The 23,438-nt window shown below is 37.7% G+C and carries 27 protein-coding genes and 2 pseudogenes; 13 read left to right on the top strand and 16 right to left on the bottom strand.

Annotated features, from left to right (window positions below; genetic code table 11):
- From JFU50_RS03740 to JFU50_RS03755, 4 genes are all read right to left on the bottom strand, one after another.
- The gene (locus JFU50_RS03740; RefSeq protein ID WP_056527985.1) at positions 1-1,509 is read right to left on the bottom strand and encodes a sugar ABC transporter ATP-binding protein; all 1,509 of its coding nucleotides are present in this window, start codon (positions 1,507-1,509) and stop codon (positions 1-3) included.
- A 160-nt stretch (positions 1,510-1,669) separates the two neighbouring features.
- Entirely contained in the window at positions 1,670-2,671 is a 1,002-nt protein-coding gene (iolG, locus tag JFU50_RS03745; RefSeq protein WP_201221731.1) for an inositol 2-dehydrogenase, read from the bottom strand.
- 15 nt (positions 2,672-2,686) lie between these two features.
- Positions 2,687-3,433 carry a Gfo/Idh/MocA family protein gene (locus JFU50_RS03750; protein WP_201221733.1) on the bottom strand — a complete coding sequence of 249 codons (747 nt, stop codon included), beginning with the start codon at positions 3,431-3,433 and terminating at the stop codon, positions 2,687-2,689.
- Complete coding sequence (locus JFU50_RS03755; RefSeq protein WP_201221735.1) at positions 3,405-3,683, bottom strand: Gfo/Idh/MocA family oxidoreductase; 279 nt, start codon at positions 3,681-3,683, stop codon at positions 3,405-3,407. Before JFU50_RS03755 ends, JFU50_RS03750 begins: the two co-directional genes overlap by 29 nt.
- 399 nt (positions 3,684-4,082) lie before the next feature.
- Here JFU50_RS03755 and JFU50_RS03760 point away from each other — a divergent pair, with 399 nt between their 5' ends.
- Positions 4,083-4,961 carry a dimethylarginine dimethylaminohydrolase family protein gene (locus JFU50_RS03760; protein ID WP_180319920.1) on the top strand — a complete coding sequence of 293 codons (879 nt, stop codon included), beginning with the start codon at positions 4,083-4,085 and terminating at the stop codon, positions 4,959-4,961.
- A 62-nt stretch (positions 4,962-5,023) separates the two neighbouring features.
- Here JFU50_RS03760 and JFU50_RS03765 read toward each other — a convergent pair whose 3' ends face one another.
- The 3 genes from JFU50_RS03765 to JFU50_RS03775 all read right to left on the bottom strand — a co-directional run bounded on the left by JFU50_RS03765 (position 5,024) and on the right by JFU50_RS03775 (position 6,672).
- Complete coding sequence (locus tag JFU50_RS03765) at positions 5,024-5,527, bottom strand: DUF1648 domain-containing protein (RefSeq protein WP_201221738.1); 504 nt, start codon at positions 5,525-5,527, stop codon at positions 5,024-5,026.
- Positions 5,528-5,573: 46 nt separating this feature from the next.
- Positions 5,574-5,969 carry a hypothetical protein gene (locus tag JFU50_RS03770; RefSeq protein ID WP_201221740.1) on the bottom strand — a complete coding sequence of 132 codons (396 nt, stop codon included), beginning with the start codon at positions 5,967-5,969 and terminating at the stop codon, positions 5,574-5,576.
- 148 nt (positions 5,970-6,117) lie between these two features.
- The gene (locus JFU50_RS03775) at positions 6,118-6,672 is read right to left on the bottom strand and encodes an urease accessory protein UreH domain-containing protein (RefSeq protein ID WP_201225005.1); all 555 of its coding nucleotides are present in this window, start codon (positions 6,670-6,672) and stop codon (positions 6,118-6,120) included.
- Positions 6,673-6,894: 222 nt separating this feature from the next.
- On the opposite strand from JFU50_RS03775, the pseudogene JFU50_RS03780 reads away from it, so the two are divergent.
- The 4 genes and pseudogenes from JFU50_RS03780 to vanY all read left to right on the top strand — a co-directional run.
- Positions 6,895-7,151: pseudogene (locus JFU50_RS03780) on the top strand (MerR family transcriptional regulator); the annotation flags it as partial.
- A 13-nt stretch (positions 7,152-7,164) separates the two neighbouring features.
- Positions 7,165-7,860 carry a vancomycin resistance response regulator transcription factor, VanR-F/VanR-M family gene (vanR, locus tag JFU50_RS03785; RefSeq protein WP_201221742.1) on the top strand — a complete coding sequence of 232 codons (696 nt, stop codon included), beginning with the start codon at positions 7,165-7,167 and terminating at the stop codon, positions 7,858-7,860.
- On the top strand, positions 7,853-8,965 hold the full coding sequence (locus JFU50_RS03790; RefSeq protein WP_201182003.1) for a sensor histidine kinase: 1,113 nt from the start codon (positions 7,853-7,855) through the stop codon (positions 8,963-8,965). Before vanR ends, JFU50_RS03790 begins: the two co-directional genes overlap by 8 nt.
- A 103-nt stretch (positions 8,966-9,068) precedes the next feature.
- Positions 9,069-9,947 (top strand): VanY-A/VanY-F/VanY-M family D-Ala-D-Ala carboxypeptidase, encoded by an 879-nt coding sequence (gene vanY, locus JFU50_RS03795; RefSeq protein ID WP_201221744.1) that lies wholly within the window; start codon positions 9,069-9,071, stop codon positions 9,945-9,947.
- A gap of 505 nt (positions 9,948-10,452) precedes the next feature.
- On the opposite strand, the pseudogene ureE reads toward vanY, so the two are convergent.
- The 4 genes and pseudogenes from ureE to JFU50_RS03815 all read right to left on the bottom strand — a co-directional run.
- Positions 10,453-10,566: pseudogene (ureE, locus tag JFU50_RS31910) on the bottom strand (urease accessory protein UreE); the annotation flags it as partial.
- 128 nt (positions 10,567-10,694) lie between these two features.
- The gene (ureC, locus tag JFU50_RS03805; RefSeq protein ID WP_201221745.1) at positions 10,695-12,404 is read right to left on the bottom strand and encodes an urease subunit alpha; all 1,710 of its coding nucleotides are present in this window, start codon (positions 12,402-12,404) and stop codon (positions 10,695-10,697) included.
- The gene (locus JFU50_RS03810; RefSeq protein WP_057219534.1) at positions 12,401-12,724 is read right to left on the bottom strand and encodes an urease subunit beta; all 324 of its coding nucleotides are present in this window, start codon (positions 12,722-12,724) and stop codon (positions 12,401-12,403) included. Before JFU50_RS03810 ends, ureC begins: the two co-directional genes overlap by 4 nt.
- A 13-nt stretch (positions 12,725-12,737) precedes the next feature.
- Complete coding sequence (locus tag JFU50_RS03815) at positions 12,738-13,040, bottom strand: urease subunit gamma (RefSeq protein ID WP_201182009.1); 303 nt, start codon at positions 13,038-13,040, stop codon at positions 12,738-12,740.
- Between the two features lie 295 nt (positions 13,041-13,335).
- Here JFU50_RS03815 and JFU50_RS03820 point away from each other — a divergent pair, with 295 nt between their 5' ends.
- The gene (locus JFU50_RS03820; protein ID WP_056527958.1) at positions 13,336-13,785 is read left to right on the top strand and encodes a DinB family protein; all 450 of its coding nucleotides are present in this window, start codon (positions 13,336-13,338) and stop codon (positions 13,783-13,785) included.
- A gap of 170 nt (positions 13,786-13,955) precedes the next feature.
- Positions 13,956-14,417, top strand: coding sequence for a DinB family protein (locus JFU50_RS03825; RefSeq protein WP_201221747.1), 462 nt, complete (start codon positions 13,956-13,958; stop codon positions 14,415-14,417).
- A gap of 80 nt (positions 14,418-14,497) precedes the next feature.
- Here JFU50_RS03825 and JFU50_RS03830 read toward each other — a convergent pair whose 3' ends face one another.
- The 4 genes from JFU50_RS03830 to JFU50_RS03845 all read right to left on the bottom strand — a co-directional run bounded on the left by JFU50_RS03830 (position 14,498) and on the right by JFU50_RS03845 (position 17,465).
- Complete coding sequence (locus JFU50_RS03830; protein WP_053344899.1) at positions 14,498-14,746, bottom strand: transcriptional regulator SplA domain-containing protein; 249 nt, start codon at positions 14,744-14,746, stop codon at positions 14,498-14,500.
- Positions 14,747-14,873: 127 nt separating this feature from the next.
- Complete coding sequence (locus tag JFU50_RS03835) at positions 14,874-15,740, bottom strand: Cof-type HAD-IIB family hydrolase (protein ID WP_201182013.1); 867 nt, start codon at positions 15,738-15,740, stop codon at positions 14,874-14,876.
- A 158-nt stretch (positions 15,741-15,898) separates the two neighbouring features.
- Complete coding sequence (locus JFU50_RS03840; protein ID WP_053344898.1) at positions 15,899-16,252, bottom strand: YlbF family regulator; 354 nt, start codon at positions 16,250-16,252, stop codon at positions 15,899-15,901.
- A gap of 73 nt (positions 16,253-16,325) precedes the next feature.
- On the bottom strand, positions 16,326-17,465 hold the full coding sequence (locus JFU50_RS03845) for a DUF445 domain-containing protein (protein ID WP_201221748.1): 1,140 nt from the start codon (positions 17,463-17,465) through the stop codon (positions 16,326-16,328).
- Between the two features lie 137 nt (positions 17,466-17,602).
- Here JFU50_RS03845 and JFU50_RS03850 point away from each other — a divergent pair, with 137 nt between their 5' ends.
- From JFU50_RS03850 to JFU50_RS03875, 6 genes are all read left to right on the top strand, one after another.
- Complete coding sequence (locus tag JFU50_RS03850; RefSeq protein ID WP_201221749.1) at positions 17,603-18,964, top strand: YheC/YheD family endospore coat-associated protein; 1,362 nt, start codon at positions 17,603-17,605, stop codon at positions 18,962-18,964.
- A 16-nt stretch (positions 18,965-18,980) separates the two neighbouring features.
- Positions 18,981-20,051, top strand: coding sequence for a YheC/YheD family endospore coat-associated protein (locus tag JFU50_RS03855; RefSeq protein WP_201182019.1), 1,071 nt, complete (start codon positions 18,981-18,983; stop codon positions 20,049-20,051).
- 3 nt (positions 20,052-20,054) lie between these two features.
- Positions 20,055-21,422, top strand: coding sequence for a YheC/YheD family protein (locus JFU50_RS03860; RefSeq protein WP_201221750.1), 1,368 nt, complete (start codon positions 20,055-20,057; stop codon positions 21,420-21,422).
- Positions 21,419-22,615: a YheC/YheD family endospore coat-associated protein gene (locus JFU50_RS03865; RefSeq protein ID WP_201221751.1), complete on the top strand. Its 1,197-nt coding sequence runs from the start codon at positions 21,419-21,421 to the stop codon at positions 22,613-22,615. The genes JFU50_RS03860 and JFU50_RS03865 overlap by 4 nt, the downstream gene beginning before the upstream one ends.
- 61 nt (positions 22,616-22,676) lie before the next feature.
- Positions 22,677-22,880 (top strand): YheE family protein, encoded by a 204-nt coding sequence (locus JFU50_RS03870; RefSeq protein WP_201221752.1) that lies wholly within the window; start codon positions 22,677-22,679, stop codon positions 22,878-22,880.
- A 96-nt stretch (positions 22,881-22,976) separates the two neighbouring features.
- On the top strand, positions 22,977-23,165 hold the full coding sequence (locus tag JFU50_RS03875) for a hypothetical protein (protein WP_053344891.1): 189 nt from the start codon (positions 22,977-22,979) through the stop codon (positions 23,163-23,165).
- Between the two features lie 34 nt (positions 23,166-23,199).
- On the opposite strand, the gene JFU50_RS03880 is transcribed toward JFU50_RS03875, so the two are convergent.
- Positions 23,200-23,433, bottom strand: coding sequence for a hypothetical protein (locus JFU50_RS03880; RefSeq protein ID WP_201221753.1), 234 nt, complete (start codon positions 23,431-23,433; stop codon positions 23,200-23,202).
- Positions 23,434-23,438 lie beyond the last annotated feature (5 nt).

Consider the following 23,438-nt stretch of genomic DNA (forward strand, 5'->3'; position numbering starts at 1 on the left):
TCATCCTCCTGTTGCCGCCTTCATTATTCGCTCTTGAGAGGCTTCTCCAATTTCTAGGTCAGCGGTTATTTTCCCTTCACTCATCACTAAGACCCGATCACATATACCAAGAATTTCAGGAAGATCAGAAGATATCATCAGCACAATGGCACCGCTTTCAACTAACTGATTCATTAAGCGATAGACTTCAACTTTTGCACCAACATCAATCCCTCTTGTAGGTTCATCAAAGATATAAACCTTTGCTTTTGTGCATAACCATTTGGCAATAACGACTTTTTGCTGATTTCCCCCACTTAGATTTCTAGCATGAAGATCTATGTTATTTGGGCGAACTTTCAATTCCTTTATATAATTTATTGCTTCTTCACGTAGACCTTTTAAATCAACGAGTCTTAATTTATTCGTAAATTTATTCATATTAGCCATGGCAATATTAAAATCGAGCGGCTGATCCAGTAAGAGACCTTCACTTTTCCTATCCTCCGTTATAAAAGCAATGCCCGCATCAATTGCATCCCTAGGTGATTTGATTCGAACTTCCTTTCCATTTATGAAGACCTTTCCATTCCCCCGGTCATCTGCACTGAAAATAGCTCTTGCTAATTCTGTACGTCCAGCCCCAACTAGTCCGGAGATGCCGACTATCTCACCGTGTCGGATTGAAAAGCTTACTGGTTCTTTTGACCCGGCCACTTCCATGTTTTCAACCTTGAACCCTTCACCGCCAAGCGTAAATGATTGCTTAGGATATTTCTCATCCAGCGCCCGTCCAACCATCAACTCAATCCAATAATCAGTTTCTGTTGTCTTGACCGGTAGCGTTTCTATTTTAAATCCGTCGCGAAGGATGGTAAGCCTATCGCCCATTTCTCTGATTTCATCTAACCGATGGGAAATGAATACAATCGCAATGCCCTTTTGCGTAAGTTGTTCTACACATCGATATAACTGCTCCACTTCTGTTCCACTAAGACTGGAAGTCGGCTCATCCATAATGATTAATTTAACATCGAGAGTAAGCGCTTTCGCAATCTCCACAAGTTGTTGCTGCCCGATTCCCAGCTCCCCCAATTGCTTATCTGCAAGTTCAGGGCTCTGGCCAAGCATCTCCAAACAGCGTTTTGCTTCCTTACGCATTTCATTTTGATTAAGTAATGAAAATTTTCCGCCACGTTTCAATTCCCTTCCAAGGAATATATTTTCATATACCTTTAATTCAGGAATGACATTCAATTCTTGATAGATCGTAGCAATTCCTAGATTCATAGCATCAAGGGGTGTATCAAGTTGGACAGAATTACCTTCCCAAAAAATTTCTCCGGAATCCTTTTCATATGCTCCTGTTAAAATTTTAATAAGTGTGGACTTACCTGCACCATTTTCCCCTAGTAATACATGAACTTCACCTGCCATTACATCTAAATCAATTCCTTTTAAAACATGGTTTTGACCAAAACTTTTTTTAATCCCTTTCATTTCGAGGAGATATCCTGAATGATTAACCATGTGCAAACCTCTTTTCGTCATTTACCTTTTCTTTTTAAAGAAAGCGCTTTCCTAACTAAAGTATAATTTTATTATATTTATTTTTCAATACATTTTTTGAATATTTAGTATTTTCAGATTAAAACTCGTGAACAAAATGAATTCTTTATCCTTCTATATACTAAAGTTCGACTTTTTTTCCATTTTGATAAGATTCCCGTGCAGCAAAAGCGATTTCGAGTGCCTTTACGCCATCGTCTACTGTGACACTTGGTGTTCTTTTTTCAGCCACTACCTGGAAAAAGCTTGAGAGCTCCAAATTGTAGGCATCCGTAAAACGAGTTGGAAAATCCGGTAATATATCATGCAGGTTACCCTCTTTCGTTAAAATCTGAATATCATGATTTCGAAGATTCCCTATAAAGATCGAGCCTTCTGTCCCAATGACCTCTGCACGAATATCGTAGCCATAATGGGCATTACGACTTGCCTCTGCATCTCCTGCAGCCCCAGATGAAAACTCTAAATACGTAAGAGATTGATCAACATCTCCGTATTTTTCCATGAACGGGTATTTCAAGATTCGTCCATGAGCATGAACTGAAGTCACTTCGGAATTCATCAAATAACGAGCAATATCAAAATCATGGATGGAAACATCGACAAACATACCACCGCTATTCTGGATAAACGCTTCATGGGGTGCATGAGGATCACGGGAAATACCACGGAAGTATATCGGATCGCCAATATCACCAGCATTAATTCGCTTTTTCGCTTCAACGTAAGCCGGATCGAATCTACGCATAAAACCAACCTGGCATATGGTATTGTTATTTTCTATTATTCTCTTAATATCATTTGCTTCACTTAAATCTATCGTAAGTGGTTTTTCAACAAAAATAGCTTTACCTGATTCAGACGCTTTTTTCAATAAATCAAAATGTGTGCTTGTTGGAGAGGCAATAATCATTACTTCGATTGTATCGTCTTGAAGAATATCATCCGGATTGGTAGTGAAAAATGGCACTTCTAACTCTGTTGCAACACGCTTGGCTGTCTCCATGTTCACATCACATATTGCCGTAAGTTCTGCATTTCTAATTCTTGTAGCGACATTTACTGCGTGCCAATATCCAAGTCTTCCAAGTCCAAGTACAGCTGCTCGAATTTTTTTTGTCATATTATTTTCTCCTTTTTAGTTAACATTCGTCACCACAGACTTACTGTGCAATGATTGATAACTTATTTCAAGATAACGGGCCATCTTAAGCGAATGATCCACGTTGTAGTCAGGATTTCCCCCTTCTAGAATACAATCATGAAAATGTTCAATCTGGTTTAAATATTGATCGTCTTTAAACTTCTCAAAAAGAATCACGCTGCCATTGTAATCTTTAACAGTTATTTTGCCGTGTTTATCATCCGATACGTCAGGACGAAAAGCGCAATCAACAGTAATGGACCCCCTTGGACCAAAGATTTCATAACGATTAATAAACGAGAGTTCCAATGAAGCTGTTACTTCAGCAGTTCGTTTCTGATCATCAATCAATACGCAAGTCGATGTTATATCCACTCCGTTGTCTTGATCCATTTTACCGCTCATTGAGATTTGGACAGGTTTAAAGCCAACAATTTGTGTCACCGCATGCAAGCCGTAACATCCGACATCTCGCATAGCACCTCCTCCTAGTTCAGGTTTCAAACGAATATCACCTGAGTCTTCAAGCATCCAGGAAAAATGAGCTTTAACATGGAGATAATCCCCGATAATACCCGATTCCAGTAATTCCCTCACTCGTTTGTGCTGACAAAGAAATTGGTACATGAAAGCTTCCATAAAAACTACATTATTTTCTTGGGCTGCTGTTTTCACATCGTACATATCGGCTTCTGTTAACGCTGCTGGTTTTTCAAGAAGAACATGTTTTCCCTTTTGCATTGCCCTCACCGCCCATTTTGCATGAAGAGAGAGAGTTTGGCAAAGGGATATAGATTGCGTCAATCGATGAATCTTCAATTAGTTGTTCATACTTTCCATATATGTGCGGGGAATTGAATCGTTTGGCCTTTTCTAAGCTTTTCGATGCTACAGCTACTAATGCTGCACGGTCTGAACGGATTAATGCCGGTAAAAATTCATCATATGCTATATTGGCAGCACTAATAATTCCCCAACGGATATTTCCCATTACTTACACTCCTTCTATTAATTTTAATGTTTGGTTTGCAACGAACCTTAAAGATATTTAATATTAAGAAAATTCAGGGAAAGCGCTTTCCTTTTTGCTATTGTAACTCACTATTTTTTATTATTCAATTACATTTACAAAAATGTAAAATTTTATTTTTCAGAATTATTAATTTTTAAATTACATACAAACGGACCTTAAAAATAGATTGTAAAACTTTTAACAAAAGTAACTGCTTTATGTATATTTTTAAGATTTGTCTGTGTGAAGAAAGCTTCCAAGTAAAAATCAACAATGATTAATACAAAAGACTATATTAAAAAATGACTTTTTTTATGTTTCTTTCCAGAAAAAAGAGGTAATAGTAAAGATACAATGATATTTAGAGGGAGCTCATCTATGGTAAACAAGATAAACGAAGAACTAGAGGCTTACTGCGCGAGCGAATATTCAAAGCTATTACGGGTAATTGTATGTGAACCAAAATATATGGAGATTCGTGAGATCATCAACGAAACACAAAAAGAGTTTAAAGATGAGAACATTGATCGTGTACTTGCTATGGAGCAGCATACCAATTTTGTAAAGTCGCTTGAACATGAAGGAATTGAAGTCATAAATCTACCACCCCAATCTGCATATCCAGAACAAGTCTTTACGAGAGATATTGGATTCACTCTTGGCAATACCGTGTACGTCGCCGAGATGGCTACAGATATCCGGCAAGGTGAAGAACTTATTTTGAAAACCTGGCTCGAAAAAAATGATGTCCCATTCTTCAACTTATGTAGGAATAGAATAGAGGGCGGGGATGTCATAATTGATGGAAAGACCATTTATATCGGGGTCAGTGATAGAACAGATAAAAAATCAATCAAGAATCTTCAAACCTTATTATCAGAATACGATATCATCCCAATTCCTTTCATTGAAAAATTCCTTCACTTGGACTGTGTATTCAATGTTATCTCACCAACGGAGGCCCTTATCTTCCCAGAAGCCCTTACAAAAAAAGAGTTAGCCTTATTAGAATCACGTTATGACATAATTGAAGTGACTAAAGAGGAGCAATTCACATTAGGAACAAACGTGCTCTCTATTGGAAAAAGAAAAGTGTTTAGTCTTCCATGCAATAAAAAAGTAAATCACAAGCTTCGTGAACGCGGATATAGCGTCATTGAAGTCGATATAAGCGAGATCATCAAGTCCGGAGGCTCTTTCCGTTGCTGCACCATGCCTCTGTTGCGAACAACGAATAAGAAAACTGAACTTGCTTAGAGAAAGAAAACTGCTCATAATCAAGATAGATTTAAACCGAACTTGCTATAATGAAGTTCGGTTTATTTTACTTTCAGAAATGAGCGCACCCTAAAGAAAGCGATCGTGCCCAGAAGGACAACTAGGAAAATAGGCAATTCTAAAATACCAAGCCCAACTTCCCTACCTACAGAAACTTGAACAGATTTCCAGCTGGTATAAAGTAAAAAAACAATAATTTCCGCCTTCAAAATCACACTCATCACCTGAGCATTTTTGTATAGACGCTCCGCATTTTGTCCCGTTACTTTTACCGAGAAATTAAAGATATACGGCACTCTCTCTAAAGTCGTCAATATTGACCATAAAAAAATACTTACGATCGGAAGAAACCAAATTACAGCTCTCCCTCCCCAACCATCTGCTTCTCCTTTAGCATTAAAATGAATCGGAACCTGATCAGGTAAAGTACTCCACTCATTAATCAAATAAATCAGGTTGAGCACTATTATAATAAGTGAAAAAATATCAATTAGTTTTTCATAAATCGTTTTTGGTATCTTTAATATCGGTTGATTATTTTTCATACTTCCCCCTAATCTTACCAAAAAAGATCTTATTCCATCTGTTCTTTTATTGTATCAAGTTTAATACAATTTCAGAATCCGCTTTATTTAATTGTACATACTTGCTATGTTTACCTTTCGTCAATTTCAATATATTTTCACCAGAAATAACCCAAACATAGTAAACGACTATTTTATCCTCATACTTTTCATCATTAAAATAAAAGATATAATCCGCTTTAGGACGATCTTTCTCCATTTTGGAATTTTCCCAGTTAATATTTTTTAATATTTCTTTTGTTTTTATAGTCTTTTCAATTTCTATACTTTCTTTATAAGCTTCAAATTTGTAGATTTTACCCTCACGCTTTTGAATCGAAATATGTTCTTGTTTATTTGAACATCCTACAGTTAACGCTAAAGATACTATGAAAAGTGCAAGTAAAAATAGTCTCCATTTCATTAATTGTCATCCCCCTTACATGAATAGACTAATAGCCAATATTTTCATTATACTAGTCTACCAGAAGAGTAATAGGAATGTGTATTTAATGGCGACAAAAGAGTGCAGAACCATCTTTTCTTAAAGCAAAGAACTCCCAAGCTTTTACCTAGAGAGTTTCTGACTCTAATATCCCATGTAAATAATAGACGTTGTTTACCCAAACCGTAAATAACTCATCATTTACGCCCAGGTTGTACATATAATAGATCCCGAATACCACGCTGACCACACCTGTCAACCTAATGAGTGAGTGGTTCACTTTTATAGAAGAAGTACTTGTGTCAAAGGGGATGCTTAAAATCGTTGTAAATAGAAGCATGCCCACACATGTACCAACTCCAAATATAATAAAGTAAATGGCACCCTGCCATACTGAATCTATTGTACTCATCGTAAGAAGAACCATGGCTGCACTTCCGGCAAGTCCGTGGACAATCCCAACAAACATCGATTTCAAATAGGTAGTTCTGCCTGAATGATCATGTTGATGCATTTTCTCCCAAGAAAAAATCGTCGTTATACCTAGATATACCAACATGATTCCTACAAGAAATTCTAATGACATTGCCCAGGCTTCCGAGATTTCATTTTTCAAAAGGATCAGGATGACACCAAACACCAATAGCGTAAGTGTATGACCGAGAAAGTCTTTGTTATTAATACATCATTAATTTAAACTAATTACTTAACTTTTCTTTGGTGGCATAAATTATCTTGAAAATGGTACGATAAAAACGTTGATATCTAAATAGGAAATGACTTAAAGATGGGAAAAAACGAAGATATTTTGAATTGGATAATTATGTTTCAAAAAAAATTCTTAAAAATCCTTGACCTCAACTTAGGTTTAGGTTGTATCCTTGGTAAAAAGATAAAAAATCATATGAACTATAAAATTGGACAAGTCGCAAAAATGAATCATCTAACAATGTTTCTCAATTACGGTACTATGATAATCGAGGACTGTTACCCTTTCTCAAAAGAACTGAGAAGGGAGATTGAGTTTTTGACGAAGAAGCACTGAAATATTTAGAAATGATCTTATGCTTAAAGAATACTGGGATGCCAATTAAAAAAGTTAAACAATTTATTGATTGGTCAATGAGTGGCGATGATACCATCCCCCAGAAATTAGAAATTAGGAGTGGAGTAGATGAAACGTATTTCGATTTTAATAGCTGATGATGAGGAGGAGATTGCTGATCTGATTGCCATCCATTTAGAAAAAGAAGGATACCATGTCATTAAAGTATCTGATGGACTAGAAGCCATTCATGCTATCCAGACTCAATCGATTGATTTGCTAATTTTAGATATTATGATGCCAAAAATGGATGGATACGAAGTAACCCATCACATTCGAGGACAACATAATTTACCTATCATTTTCTTGAGTGCCAAAACTTCTGATTTCGATAAGGTACATGGACTAGTGATTGGAGCAGATGACTATATGACTAAACCATTCACCCCCATTGAATTGGTTGCTCGTGTAAATGCTCAGTTGCGGCGCTTTATGAAATTGAATCAACCCAAAACAGATAATAAATTGATCTTGGAAATTGGTGGATTAGTTATTTCTCCTGATCAACGCACAGTTATTCTATATGATGAGACCATTGAGCTGACGCCTAAAGAGTTTGAGATTTTGTATTTACTAGCCAGTCATCCAAAGAAAGTTTATAGTGTGGAAAATATTTTTCAGCAGGTGTGGGGCGAAGCCTATTTTGAGGGTGGTAATACCGTTATGGTCCATATTCGTACTTTACGGAAAAAACTTAAAGAAGATAAACGGAAAAATAAATGGATTAAAACTGTATGGGGTGTCGGGTATACATTCAATGGTTAAAATCATTAGAAGTTTTCGCTCAAAAATGATAGTGTTATTCGGATTAAGTATGTTTTTTTCTGGCATCATAACTTATCTAATCTTTAAAGGACTTCAATTTTATTATCACACGATGGTTCGTTATGAGGATCCATTGGCTCGTTTTCGCTTATTTATAAACAATATTGGAGACATTAATTTCTTTTTACTACTATTTATCCCACTTTCAATCTTTTTTTTCTTTGTCCTTACTAAGCCCTACTCTACCTATTTCAAAGAGATTTCAGAAGGAATTCATTATCTCGCTCGTGGTGACTTTAAACATCGAGTTCAAATCATATCAAATGATGAATTTAGAAATATTGCGCAAGATATTAATCTGGCAAGTGAAAAATTGGAACAAGCCATAGAAAGAGGAGATTTTTCGGAAAGCAGTAAAGATCAGTTAGTAGTAAATTTAGCTCATGATTTGCGTACTCCGCTCACCTCTGTTTTAGGTTACATTGATTTAATCCTTAAGGATGAGAATCTGACTAAAGAACAAGTCAGACATTTTTTAACAATTGCCTTCACTAAATCTCAGCGTTTAGAAAGACTTATTGATGAATTATTCGAAATAACTAGAATGAACTATGGCATGCTGCCAGTTGAAAAAAAGCAAATTAATTTAAGTGACCTACTGATTCAATTAAAGGAAGAATTGTATCCTATCTTCGAGAAAAATGATTTGATAGCTCGAATGAATAGTACTCCCTATTTACCTATTATTGGTGACGGAGAGTTGTTAGCACGTGTGTTTGAAAATCTTCTGACCAATGCCAATCGTTATGGATACGATGGCCAGTTTGTAGATATTAACGGCTTTATTGATTCAGGAGAAGTGGTTGTTCAGATTGTGAATTATGGAAATAGTATTCCACCGAATGAACTACCGCATCTTTTTGATATGTTTTATACCGGTGACAAAGCACGAACTCAACAAGAAGATAGCACAGGTCTTGGATTGTTCATTGCGAAGAATATTGTGGAGCAACATAATGGAACGATTACTGCAGAAAGTAGTTTAATACGTACGATATTTGAGGTTCGTTTACCACAGGACAGTGTACCAAATAATCAAATTTAATACCCAAGTAAATGATTTAAGAAAAATTTAATATTTACCCTACTCTTTTATTTAATAGTTTCTCCTATTATATAAGCAAGTAAGATCAAGGAGGAAACTGAAAATGAAGAAGTGGGGATTTTTATTGTTTTTAATATTGTGTTTGGGATTTGCTATCGCTAATATAACACCGTTGTTTCAAGATAAAGTAGAGTTTCAAAAAATTGTTCAAAATCATCAAGATAATATAAATTATCTAGGAAGTTCTGAACGTATCCAAAACAAGGAGATTGCAAAAGATCAGATCTATCAAGGAAATCTACTCTTGGTCAACAAGGATTATCCTGTTCACCAAGAGAGTATAAAATCAGATGTCGTAAATTTATTTACGCATAAAGAATTGAAAAAGGGATACGAGTTACTTGATAGTGATATTAGATTGTCAGAGGATGTCGCACGTAAATTTTCAGAGATGACAACTGCTGCTGAAAAAGAAGGAGTTCGTCATTTTTCAATTAGTAGTGGCTTTCGAGAATTTGATGAGCAAAGTGTACTTTACCAAGAAATGGGCTCTGACTATTCCTTGCCAGCAGGCTATAGCGAACACAATTTGGGTTTATCGCTTGATGTAGGATCTACTCAAATGAAGATGAGTGAAGCACCAGAAGGAAAGTGGATAGAAGAAAATGCTTGGAAATACGGCTTTATTTTACGCTATCCAAAGGATAAAACTGGTGTCACAGGAATTCAATATGAACCGTGGCATATCCGCTATGTTGGCTTGCCTCACAGCGCGATTATGAAGGATAAGAATTTAGCTTTGGAAGAATATTTGGATTATCTAAAAGAAGAAAAGAACATTTCTGCTAGTGTTAATGAGAAAAAATATACTGTTTCTTATTACTCCATTTCTCATAGCAGTCCAATTAAAGTACCAAAGAATCTCTATTATGAGATTTCAGGCAACAATATGGATGGAGTAATTGTGACCGTGTACGAATGATAAATGGATAAAAAAAAGGAACTAAAAAAATTCTGATGACCTAATACTATCATTTCAATAAATCATTACTTCTTGATTTAGAAAGATATGATTATTTGGTTGCTCATTTCTCTAATCCTATTGCCGACACATATTTAAACTTCAAGAAAGTAATTTTTGAACAAAGTGATTATTATCCTGTTTTGTTTATAAAATTCCATCTATGTTATTCCATTAAAGGGTGCAATTGTTGAACAACATAGGTAGAAAATGATCAAACTTTTTTATAAAAATCAAACTTAAATTTGCTGGAGAAGAATCCATTTTGATCAATCTTTTTTCAAAATGAATTCTTTTTATTTATCGTAAAATACGGGTTTACGAGGTATCTTTGATCAAACTTTATTTCAAAGCTTCAGTGATAGCTCAAAAACTGACAAGGGCTTCTATATAAGCATAACTGAACCTCTCTTAAATAAACATGTCCTTTTCCACCCATCTGGCCAATAGATATAGGCACTATCGCCTAAATATCGTCATCAATCGTCTGAAACACAATCATATTCTTTTCATCCACATAAAGGATGCCTCCATCCATTAATTCTTTGTATTCCTTAAGACGAATCCCAATTTCTTTCCCATGATCCGTTTTCGCTCATAGAATTTGTTTTCTTAATGCATCACTTTCTAAACCCTTTTCATATGTTTCGTGTTTTTTTCAAAAAACTCTATATTTCCTAATACCTTTTCCAGAATCATGGTATCATCTCAGAATAAAAAGTATCGTTGTGCCATCGGCAGTACTTCTGCCGGCTCACACGTAATTAAATCACCGTCCACCGTCACTTCATAGGTTTGCGGATCAACCTCTATGACGGGGGTTTCCCCATTTAACTTCATATCTTTTTTTGTAAGACTACGAATATTCGAGACAGTCTTCATTATTTTTTTCAGACCCAGGTCTTTGTGAATTCCTGCTTCATAGGACGCCTTTGATAGGAACGTAATGGACGTACTCGCTACAGCCTGGCCATAACTCGCAAACATCGGACGGTATAACACAGGTTGAGGCGTTGGAATCGAGGCATTGGGGTCACCCATAATACTGTGGGCAATCATGCCGCCTTTTAATACCATATCTGGTTTCACTCCAAAAAAGGCTGGATCCCAGAGCACCAAGTCGGCGAATTTCCCTTCTTCTACCGAACCAACCACATCAGAGATTCCATGGGTAATGGCAGGGTTTATCGTATACTTGGCGACATAACGCTTCACGCGTAAATTGTCTCCTTCCCCTGTTTCTTCTTTCATTTTCCCCCGTTGCTTTTTCATCTTATCTGCTGTCTGCCATGTCCGTAATATGACTTCGCCTACACGTCCCATTGCTTGAGAATCCGAGCTAATCATACTAAAAACGCCCAGGTCATGCAGAATGTCTTCAGCGGCTATCGTCTCTTTCCTTATTCGGGAATCAGCAAAAGCGATATCTTCTGGTACGGATGGATCCAAATGATGGCAGACCATAAGCATGTCCAAATGCTCTTCTAGAGTATTGATTGTGTAAGGCCGGGTAGGATTAGTCGAGGATGGAAGAATGTTGGAGTAGCTTGCCGCCTTGATGATATCAGGAGCATGCCCGCCACCTGCACCTTCAGTATGATATGTATGAATCACACGGCCCCCGATCGCTTTAATCGTATCCTCAACAAAACCTCCTTCATTAAGCGTGTCAGAATGAATCGCTACCTGAACATCGTATTCATCCGCCACCGTTAAACTTGTATCGATTGCAGCGGCCGTCGTTCCCCAATCTTCATGCAATTTCAGCCCAATCGCACCAGCTTCTATTTGTTCAGCTAGAGGTTCTTTGGCCGAGGAATTACCTTTCCCTAAAAACCCAAGATTCATAGGAAAATGATCTGCAGCCTCAAGCATTTTATGTATATTCCAGGCTCCTGGCGTACATGTCGTGGCGTTCGATCCCGTTGCCGGTCCGGTTCCGCCGCCAATCATCGTGGTAATTCCGCTTGATAGTGCAGTCTCAATTTGCTGCGGCGCAATGAAGTGGATGTGAGCATCAATGCCTCCGGCTGTTATTATCTTTCCTTCAGCTGCAATTATTTCAGTTGCAGCCCCAATCACCATAGTCACTCCATCCATCAATAGCGGGTTGCCAGCCTTGCCAATAGCTGCAATATTTCCATCCTTCACGCCGATATCTGCTTTATAAATTCCGGTATAATCGACGATGATTGAATTGGTGAAAACGAGATCCATGACCTCGTCTCTTGAAGCAGTAGGATGTTGACCCATACCATCACGAATCACCTTACCTCCGCCGAATTTCACTTCATCTCCGTATTTTGTAAAATCCTTTTCTATTTCTATGAAAAGATCTGTATCTGCCAATCTAATTAAATCGCCAGTTGTCGGACCAAACATGTCTGCATATTGCTTACGTGACATTTCATGACTCATATTTCCCAATTCCCATCGAGCGGACCATTAGTTTGATTGCTTAATCCATAAACTTCCCTCTTGCCGCTAAATGGCACCAGTTCTATTTCTTTGGCATCTCCCGGCTCAAAACGGACCGCTGTGCCGGCAGGAATGTTTAGCCTTTTCCCAAAAGCATCTTCCCTAGAAAATTCCAACCCAAGATTCACTTCGTAAAAGTGAAAATGTGAGCCAATTTGAATCGGCCGGTCTCCCCTATTGGTCACGGAGATGACTGTCAAAGGCTTCCCTACATTACATACAATCGGTCCTTTTTTCAAAATATATTCTCCAGGTATCATGGCTTAAAACTCCTTACTGAATCGGATTATGAACCGTCACAAGCTTTGTACCATCAGGAAAAGTCGCTTCCACTTGAATATCGTGAATAATCTCCGGGATTCCTTCCATCACATCTTCACTTGAAAGAATTGTCTTTCCAAACTGCATCAGTTCTGCGACAGACTTACCATCGCGTGCCCCTTCCACAATTTCATATGTGATCAAGGCAATCGATTCCGGATAGTTCAATTTCAAGCCGCGATTTTTTCGTCTTCTTGCCAAATCTGCTGCCACTACGACCATTAATTTTTCTTGCTCCCTAGCTGTTAAGCGCATGCCCTCTCTCCTTCTGCCAATCAAAACCATAAAGCACCTTATAATAAGAGTCTATTAAAGATACAACACACAATATTAGTCATTACCTAACGCACTTACGTTATATAACATAACATATATCTAATTATATTAAATTTTCTGATAATCTCAAGTGTAAAAATGAAATTATTTGTAAATTAATATACACCTCTCGTTTTGAAAGTGCTTACCTAAAATTTGATAATACCCAAACAACCTTGATATAATTTCATGAGGAACTATTTTGCTAAAAAAGTAGTGAGAGGGGAACAAAAAAATGAGTTATGTGAAAAATCAACTTAAAGTTATGCGCGAAAATTTACTAAAAGAAATCGAGGGATTAAGTCCAGAGCTTATGGATGTGCAGCCGAAAGGGTTCAATAATACAATCCATTGGCATCTTGGACATGTCCTATCCGCAGCGGAAAAATTTTTATTGGACTCCCCAAATAACAGCAACCTGCCTGCTAATTACGGACAACTATTTGGATACGGTTCAAAACCAGCTGACTGGACAGGCGATATCCCTTCTGTTGAAGTTTTAAAGCAGCAGTTACAAGAACAACTTGGCCGGCTTCTTGAAATTCCGGAAGAAAGCTTGAACGAAAAAGTAGCACAACCTTTCAGAGAAATGGAAACAGTAGGAGAGTTTATTAACTTCGTAGTCCTACACGAGGCAAGTCACATTGGACAAATTCATGCGATGAAACTTCTCATCCAATCCTAACTAATAAACCACAAGCTGCCATTCCGATTTTTCGATAAAAACCGGAGTGGCAGAAATTTCTTGTTAAATAAATCTCGATTTACTTAACAAGGAACAACCTTGATATAATTCGAAGGACGTTTTTATATAATTACATATCATTCACAGGAGCTAAAAAAGGGGGATCTAGCATGAATCCATTACAGAAACGATTCTCACTAATTAGAGGGAAATTTTTCGAACGAGCTATTGATTGTGTTACTCCTGAACTGGCAAGCATTCAGCCAATAGGATTCAACAACAACATTCACTGGCATCTTGGCCATACGTTGTTCGTAACAGAAAAATTCTTGCTCGATCATCCGCGAGCAGGGAACTTGCCAGACAATTATGTTAATTTCTTTGCACAAGGTACAAGTCCGACTGACTGGACAGACGATGTTCCATCAGTTAACGTTTTAATTCAGCAATTTAAAGAACAGCTTAATCGCCTTCTGGCCATTCCTGAAGAACGCTTAAATGAAAAACTGGAGAAACCATTCAAAGGTTTTACAACTTATAGCGAAATGGTCAATCTTGCACTTTTCCACGAAACGTACCACATGGGACAAATTCACGTGATGTTACGAGTGATTAATGCAGCCCAAAAATAAAAGCCCCCGCTTTTCAAAGCGTGAGGCTTTTTTCATTAATACTCATTAAAATATGATAATCAAAGACCCCCACTTCAACTTTACATCATCTGGTTGTCCATATAATCGTTATAGGCTTTTTCAGCAGCGGCTTCTGAAGAAAATAAAGCATCATCATCTTCAATTGTATGAAATGTATCGTTCAGAAACAAAGCAACTGCATTAGGATCTTTTGGATGAGGGACAATTTCTGCTGCCCTCACATTCGAAACAGTAGGAACATGGGGATTATTATAAATTACAAATACCTCGTCACCTACTTGTACTTCTTTCGCATTGATAATACCCATTGAATTCTTCCTTTCCTTTACAGATTTTCTTTAGTTTATGGAAAGGTGCTTAGAATTATTATATAAAATCACATTGCCAGCGACATAACTAAATAGGACTCCTTCGTGATCGAAGGAGTCTCCTTATTCATTTAAGCATATTCATCTTCTGCAAAAACTCAATCGGATGTTGTTTACGGAAAAATTCTCTTAACATATAGGCAACACCGTGTTCATCATTAGAGCGGGTCACCCATTTCGCGACTTTCTTAACTTCCTGATCTGCGTTGCCCATGGCAACACCCAGACCAGATCCAGCTATCATCTCCATATCATCTAACCCGTCTCCAATCGAGACAATTTCACTTCTTTTTACCTTTAAATGATCTGCTAAATACAATACACCGCTCCACTTGGATACACCCTTTGGAACAACCGTCAGCTTGTATCCTGGATGTAGGATAACATCAACCTCCGGGAACATATCCTTTATCAGTTTTAGCATATCAGTTTGGTCACTTTGTTCCGAAAAAATGATATCTATTTTTGTCGGAGCCATTGGCTTATCAATTAACTCTTCACTGATATCATCCACATAATTTTGAGCATATATATTTTGATCATTCAAATACATAACTGATTTACCGAGCAAATTCTCTGGAAGGTTGACTCGATTGCCAAGCGAGTATTTTTCATGAATGAGTAGAATTTGGCAGGTAGTTTTTTCAAGCATTTGAACTAGTTCCACAGTCAATTCTTCTGAAATTCTTTTCACCAATATAGGCTTCTCAATTGATGCTCCAACAAAAGCTCCCTGCTGAGCAACGATCATCGGATTTATTTTTAGGGCTTTGGCCGCTTTTTTTGCAGAGTGATAGTTTCTTGACGTCACAAGCGCAACATGGACACCTTTTTGGTGCACATAATCAATTGCTTCTTTAGTTGATTTATTTAAACGGCCATTCGACTGGAGCAATGTTCCGTCAATATTAATCGCAAGTAGACGATATACCATGTTGATCTCCCCCATCTATAGTATCCTCTTTCAAATTTATGACTAAAATTTGAAGAGTAGAACAAATAGAAGTTCAGAGCACCTTACACTCGATTTGGCACTAACTTTTCCGACAAAAAAACTCCCTACCATAAAGGCAGGGAGTTCTCAACAGCTTACTACTGTTGTTCAGGCAGACCATATAAATCTTCAAGCGGCTTCATGATAATTTTATTAAGGTCAGCAATGACCATGCTCATCCTTTGTTCCGCTTCCATCAATTTTGAGATGGTTGGGTTTTGTTGAACAAGCTGTACTGTTTTTTGTGCTTGCTCCACCTCTTCCGGAGCAATTTCCTGCCCCATCATTTGCTTTTGTTGCAAAGACATCTGCAAATTTCGAAAGTTTTCAAACATTCCTTTTGTTGCTTCATCCGAATTGACGATTTCATATAAGCGTTGCAAGTCGGCATATTCATTACTTGCTCGAATTGCCTTTTCCATTTCATATGCTGCATCATATACGTTACTCATGGTTTTCCCCTCCCAGTAATCATTGTATTCCTACACCTTTACCACTATAACAAATCCCTTTGCTAATTACACGTCATCCTAATAAAACAGTTACAAAACCTTGGAATAAACCGATGATTCCTCCAAGCAATGCTCCAAGGTATGTGATCATTGACAATTCCTTCTTAGTGATGGAAACGACCATTTCCTCAAGTCGCGAAACGGAAAATGAGGCCACCTGTTCTTCCACAATATCATCCAAATGAAGCTTTTGGAAAAGCGGCTGAAAGTGATTAATTAAATAGTCGGCACCTTTTTCCACAAGAATTGGGACCCCTTTTTCAACAATCTTATCAGAGAAATTGGCAGTCAACTCACGAACTGGTTTTTCCATGATAGTAGCGACTGGTATCATTTCTGTCGTTTTTTCGGTAATAAACTGTCTTATCGTTTCTTTCCCAATCAAGCTTTCTACTTTCTTAACATCCCATTTCTCGAGGTTTCCCCACTCTTTTACCATCATCACTGACAATATATCAATAGTTCGTGATTGTTCAAAAAATTTAATGATTTCCGGCTGAATTTTATCAATTAACTTTTCATTCCCGATAAACATCTGAATTAAATTGATCAATTTACCCCGTTCCTTGAAAAAATCATCCAACATGTCTTCAAGGCGCCCCTTACCTTCTTCACTGTTAAAATATTCTTTTCCTTTTGTTACGATGAATCGAGAAATATCCGGGATCGACTCCACTGCTTTTTGCTGAATGTGCAATGGGACGATGTCCTGTAAGCTCTTGCCGCTATTTTCGTCCAACCATGTTTCGTATTTACCAAGAACGAAAGTCTGTAATTGCTGTTCTAACGAGAAGGAAGAATTCTTCATTCCCAATTGATCAAGCAATTGAGCTGTACTTTTTTCCGTGGACAACGCTTTCTTTACTTCTGCCTGAACGAAAATTTTCATATTCTGTATAGAGGCATCATTGATAACCTTACTTTGAATGCTTTCAGGTGTGATTAAATGTTCAACGACCAATTTACCTAACTGACTGGCTAACTCATCTTGCCGCTTAGGAATTAAACCTGGTGTCAACGGCAGCTGTTTCCCGAAAATATAGATTGGTTTATAAGGTCTAAACAGCATCCGGATAGCCAATAAATTAGTGAACCCTCCAATTACAGCACCAACAACAACCATAAACAGTATTTTTACCCAAAACTCATCCATGAGGATTTCTCCTTTTGTTGCTTGAAATAAAGGCTTAATGACACGTTCTAATTGGAAAAACATAGAATGTGTTATCCACTTTTGCCCATCATTTAATTATAAAAGGATATCAAACTTAGTGCAAACGGGGAATTATAATGAATCTTAAATTTCAAAAAATTTTCATTACGGTAAATCCTGCAATCACTAGAAAGAAGGCACTACTGTTCATCGAAGAAAAATTATTCGAGGCGTGGGATCTTCAATATGGGGAACCCCTTACTCTTATGGCGGGATGCCGTTCCGTTCCTGTACTCGTCCAACCATTCCCTTCATCCCAGCCAACAATAAAGCTTTCATTTGATACAAACCAAATTTTATCCCTGCCTGCTTTTTCAGACCCAATTTCCGTGACCTTCCATGCGGAGGATAGATCAATAAATATAGGGCCCTTCTTTGCTGCACTCATCAACCAACTTCCCTTGAAAGATGGGACATTTGGGGAGATGGAAAAATTTTATCAGGAGATGAAATCCTACTGTCATCAACAAGGCTTTTCCTTCTTTTTAGTAGGAATACAGTCTCTAAAAGAAGGCGTAGTGGAAGGATATTGGCCAGGGAAAAATGGGTGGCAAACCCTTACTCTACCTATCCCTAATGTGTTTTATAATCGGATTCATTCGCGCAGAATGGAAGAATCGCCAACCTTCGATCTGTTTACAAATGAACTAAAATCATATTCAATCCCGATGTTTAATGGAGGGTTTCTTTCTAAGTTCGATGTACATGAGCTTCTTCTCTTAGAATATGAACTGCTTTCAAATCTGCCTGATACCATACTTTTTAACGAGAAGGAAGCCTTCTTTACATTTTTAGAGAACCATTCTGTTATCTATTTAAAGCCTACTTCCGGCAGTCAAGGAAGGAATATTTGCAGGTTAACACAAGTAGATGGAAAATGGAAAATCGAGCAAACCGGACATATACAAAATGTGCATATTGCGGATACGAATGAAAAGTTGTATAACGCCTTGAAAAAATTCTGCAGAAAACAAGCCTACATCCTTCAAAAGGGGATTTCCTTGTTTGAAATCGATCAGAGAAAAGTTGATTTCCGAATCCTTCTTCATCAAAACGAGCAGTTTCAATGGAAAGTTACCTCCATGGTTGCCCGGATAGGAGATCCAGGTAATATCGTTTCCAATCTTGCACAGGGCGGTATGATGAAAAACGGCTCAGACTTTTTAAAGGAAGTATTTGACCCTCAGGAAGCCGCACGTTTGCACCAAAAGCTTATAAGACTTGCTAAAAAAACTGCCCATACTTTGGCAGAAAATCATGATGATTTATTCGGGGAGCTAGGAATCGATTTAGCACTTGATGTTGACACACACCCTTGGATTATTGAAGTGAACTCGAAACCTTCGAAAAAATTTCAGGGCAACTATGAAACCTTTCGTCCATCAGTAAAGTCCATTGTTGAATTTATGCTTACTCTTGACCGAGAAAACCATCCATAAAAGGAGTTGCTGGCACGTGTTAATAGGATTAATGGCAACGTCAGATACACATGAAAATCATTATTTTACTGAAATAGCAAAAGCAGCTAAATCATTTAATATGAATGTATGTAAATTCACACCCGAGAATATTGATATCGATGTGAAGAAAGTTCGAGGAGAACGTTTTGATGCCGAAAAGGAAACATGGCGCTCTGAATCATTTGATCTCCCTGATTTTGTATATGACCGCTGTTTCCATGGCTTATCTCGTGTTTCGACGGAAATGCGCGATAAAATCAATTGGTTAAAAGTTAACTCAAGTTTCCTTGGCCTTGGCCTTCCAGGAAAGTGGGAAGTTTATCAAATTTTAAAAAAACATCCCCTGCTAGAGGCATTTTTTCCAGAAACCGTTCAAGTTACCACACCTGAAGAAATCAGCGGGCATTTGGAACGTCTGGATAAAATTATTATCAAACCAGAGTTTGGAGCAGGTGGTACGGGAATCTATCTTCTCACAAAAACCGAAGGCGGCACATTGGTGTCCATGACAAAAAAGGGCACCAAATACGACCGTAAATTTGACTCTAAATCTCAACTGAACAAATGGCTGCAGCATTTATTAAATCGATATAGTTACCTTTGTCAGCCTTATTTAGAACTTTGCAACCAGAAAAAGGAACCGTTCGATTTACGAATTTTACTTCAAAAAAACGAAAAAAATCAGTGGATGGAACGCGGCAGAGGCATTCGCCTGGGACAACAAGATGGAATCACGTCCAATTTAGCCACTGGTGGGGAAGCTATTTCGCTCGAGGCTTTCATCAAAAAAAATCCTGAATCTATTCCAATTGCTGCCGAACAAAAAATCCAGCATATCCTCCGTACCTTACCTGTCGAAACCGAAGCCGTTTTTGAAAGGCTATTTGAGCTAGGAATCGACCTAGGCATTGATAAAAAAGGGCAAATATGGATAATGGATATTAACTCAAAACCAGGTAGGAAAATCATCCAAACACTTCAACCTGAATCGATGAAGGATATCCATCGCGCACCGTTCCAATATAGCCAATTTTTAGCCGATCATCTTCAGAAAGCAGGTGAATAGAGAGTGAGAAAGACTTATCCTGCCGAGATTGCCGATACTCCCGGCAACGTTCTCTTCTATCCATCAGAGCTTGGAGATTTGGCAGAGATTGAATTAATATATTTTGGCCAGCATTCATGTCCTGCCATTGTTAAACAAAATCCTGCAATCAAGCAAACAATCGTCCTGTCAGAAAGTCTCGCGGAATCTTTAATATTTACTCAGGTCGATATGCCTCTACATCTATTTATATACGGTAAGAGCATTCATATTGGGCCAGTCGTCGGGATATTTTCATCAGGTTTTACCGGCATTTCAAACAAACCGCTCGGGGAACGTTCAGATTTTTTTTCAAAACTCCTTTCTCTGAGCCAAACAACAGGCTGTATCCCTTTTGTTTTCGGTGAAAATGTAATCAATTGGGAAAAAGAAACAATCAAGGGCTATGTCTATGAGAACGATGACTGGAATATTAACGAATTTCCTTTTCCAAATGTCATCTATGACCGGCTCCCTAACCGTTTGACGGAAAACCGGGATGGCCCTAAGGAAGTGAAACAGAAATTCCAAAAAGAGTATACAATTCCTTGGTACAATCCAGGTTTTTTTAATAAATGGGATATAAATGAACGGTTATGTGCGGATGAGCGGGCACTTCCTTTTTTACCGGAAACGTATCCTTTTCAATCTCTGTCCGTCGTAGAAACCCTGCTTTCTCATTACCGCCAAGTTTATATAAAGCCTATTCATGGCAGCCTTGGGCTTGGAATTCACCAAATTCTTTATGATAAACATGAAAATGTCTACTATTGTCGTTATAAAAATGATGCTCAGGAAAATAAATTGCAAAAGTTTTCTACTTTAGAATCCATTGTTAAACACATCTTTCATAATCGACCGCTTGAAAATCTCATTGTGCAGCAGGGCATACCATTAATTCGTTCTTCAAAACGACCTGTAGATTTCCGAGTGCATACGAACAAGGACAGCAAGGGAATTTGGCAGGTAACTGCAATCGCCGCAAAAATAGCCGGCGCTGGAAGCGTTACTACCCACATTAAAAGCGGAGGTGTCATCAAGACGATTGCCGAGCTATATGGTGATGATGATGAGGCGAAAGAAGTCGAACGAAAGCTATCGGAAGCCGCCCTAATATTAAGTGAAAGTATTGAAGAGCACTTAGATGGCATCATTGCAGAAATCGGTTTTGATTTTGGATTAGATAAAAAAGGGCAAGTTTGGATGTTTGAAGCTAATTCTAAACCAGGACGTTCAATCTTTTCCCATCCAAAACTCAAAGAGTTCGAGCTGCTAACAAGAAAGCTCAGCCTTGATTATGCTATTTATCTTACGGAACAAACCATTACAAATGCTGTCGGTGTGCATAGATGAATATTTTTTACGATATTCCAACTGAAAGCTGGTACCACGACCAAGAAAGCATGCAACTATTCGCCGGCGCGGAAAAAGAGGAAATACACTATAAACAGAATCAAAATAATCAAACACTTATTCCTATTTCTATTTTTCCAGGTAGCCGGATGCTCGTCGTCGGAATTTTAACTTCTTCAAATCCCAAAAAGGAATCAGGAATAGGGGGAAACTTGACCCTTTTTCAGGATTTATCACTATATTTGTTGGAACATGGGATTTTAGTGTTTGTATTTACGGTTGAGACCTTTCATTCCATCCCTGTAAAAGGCTTCCTTTTTTCCTCCATTTCAAACAAATGGATCGAGGTTAAGATGCCGCTTCCCGATATAGTTTATAACCGAATTCCCTCAAGGGGCTTCGAGGCATCAGAGGATTTTCAACGGCTTATCAACTACTTTCAAGATCATGATATGAACCTTTTCAATCCTTGTTTTTTAGATAAATATATGATGTATGAAGCATTAATGGAAGATGGCTCCCTCACCAACCATCTTCCATCAACAATTATCCTAGGTGATTGCGATGGACTGAGGGCTTTTTTAAAATCCCACAGACATATTTACCTAAAACCATCTAAAGGAAGCCAAGGGAAAGGTATTTACACACTAATAGAGAATCCTGATGAAACTCTTCAGTTTAATAGCCTAAAACATAGTGAATCCTTCCCAAATTTCTCCTCATTTTGGGAGCATAAAAAATTGCTACTGATGAGAAGAGCCTATCTCGCCCAACGAGCGGTTATACCAAAGAAACTGAATGGACATCGTTATGATTACCGAGTTCTCGTTCATTATGAAAATGGGTTCTATAAAATTACTGGTAAGGCTGTACGGATGTCACAAACCCAGGAAATCACAACCCATACTCCAAGAGGCGGGAAACTTTTCCCTTACAAAAACTTGCAATCGAGGAATTTAAACCGGAAGTTGGCGTACATTGCTCAAAAGTGCGGTCTGATTCTTTCGAAGAAATTCGGCTTTCTCGGGGAATTCTCTATTGATATTGGCGAAGATTCAACAGGATCACTCTTCATTTACGAAGTAAACTCTAAACCCATGCAATTTGATGAAGAAGAAATTGAAGCAAGCCGACTCTTGCATTTGAAAAACCTGTTTATTGAATTAACTTTATTAAATCAAACGAGAAAATAACCTCCATCTGCCGTTTTCCATTATAATGAAATGAGAGACAGCTTATATGGAGGTTATACATATGATTACTCATTTTCAATGGACACCATTACATAAAAATTTACCAGGATGGAAAATTTCCTTTTACTTTAACAAGCAGGCCGTCAAAGCCTTATACCATAAAGACGGGTCCATCGAATGGACTGCCAATCCCCCTTCAGAAACAGACGAAGCTAATCTCAAAAGCATCATACATGACTTAATGGTCTATCATGTATATGAATAAGTTAGTGCTAAACTCCTCATTTCATTCATGAGGACTTACTCAGAATAAAAAGCCCTCTTTTGCCTACACTATAAAAAAGGTTAGGAGGGATTTCTTTTGGATAAAGAAGAATTCACATTTTTGAAGGATACCGAATATGAAGGCAAGAACTCTGCTTTCTTAGACATCGACCGTTACATCAATGAAGGGCTGGCCGGCGGGAATGTTTATGCAGCTGCTGACCTTCAGAACATTGAAGAAGCCCATGATTTTTATGATGAAACCGAGCCAAACAAGAATAAATAATTAGTGTCCGGAGCCTCCTTTAGGTGGCTCCTTTTTATAAAACTGTCAACTCCTCCTTTTGACCGAACATTTCCTTATTAATTATTCCATAAGCCTTTTCAAGATTAAGTAAATACTCTACTTTTTCTTTTGAATTTTTTGCCTTCACATTAATTTCCTTGTTCAACCTTGTATGATTTTCGCTTAAAGAAATCATTTTTTCCCCAGAAAAATTATACATAATCTGAGCCTTTAAAAAATCCGTAAAGTATCTAACTGTTCCAAACATGCATT

It is taken from the genome of Peribacillus sp. TH14, from assembly GCF_016651145.1.
GTDB lineage: Bacteria > Bacillota > Bacilli > Bacillales > DSM-1321 > Peribacillus > Peribacillus butanolivorans.